2 protein-coding genes are annotated in these 738 nt (G+C 46.6%); one reads left to right on the forward strand and one right to left on the reverse strand.

Annotation, left to right across the window (positions count from 1 at the left end):
- Positions 1–480, reverse strand: a 480-nt coding sequence (locus R8O11_RS27320) for a TetR/AcrR family transcriptional regulator (RefSeq protein WP_318194891.1), incomplete at its 3' end; no start/stop codon positions are given.
- A 169-nt stretch (positions 481–649) separates the two neighbouring features.
- Here R8O11_RS27320 and R8O11_RS31865 point away from each other — a divergent pair.
- Positions 650–738: UvrD-helicase domain-containing protein (locus R8O11_RS31865; protein ID WP_412035082.1), on the forward strand; the 89-nt coding region annotated here is incomplete at its 3' end.

The following is a 738-nucleotide window of genomic DNA, read 5'->3' on the forward strand; positions in this document are numbered from 1 at the left end:
GCTTGCTTCAAAGCTTAATCCAGAGAGCACTTCGTTATCGAGAGGCTTAAAAACCCCTTCTTCTTTGCCCTGGTTGAAAAGGCGATCTACTTGGGCAAACATTTTTCGCTCAAGTTCCCACGTCTTGTTTCTTGTCGTGCAAGGTAACGAATCATATTGAACTCGATTACTGATGGCGTTTAAGTTGGAACCCGCCAAATTCCAGATGTTGAGCCACATGGTTCGATAGCGTTCCTTCAATGGCATGTCGTCATTAACGCCCGCTTGCACTGCAGAGGCAATGCGTTTGGCTACGTTAAGACGCACTTCTTCCAATAGATGTTCTTTGTCTGAGAAATAGCGATAAATCGTCCCGGCGGCGACACCAGCTTCGTTGGCCAGCTTTTGCATAGAAAGCCCTTGAAAGCCAGACTCTGCAATTAACTGCTCCGCAGCGGCAAGTATTTGATCGCGTTTATCTACAGCAGGGTTATCCGTCATAATCCTACCACCAGTGAATGAACGTTCATTCATTATAGCTTAAAGTCTGGTCTACTATGCAACAGAATGTTGCACCAATCGGGGTAAAATTTACGAGAAAATCACCGTAGCATTCAAAGAGCCACCCCTTTATCATAGGCGCCACATTTGTCACCCGCAGAGAATTTGTATGAAGCTGAACCCTAGACAAGATGAAGCCGTAAAATACGTGTCTGGTCCATGCCTAGTGCTTGCCGGCGCAGGCTCAGGTAAAACGCG

This window comes from Vibrio sp. 1288 (genome assembly GCF_033344475.1).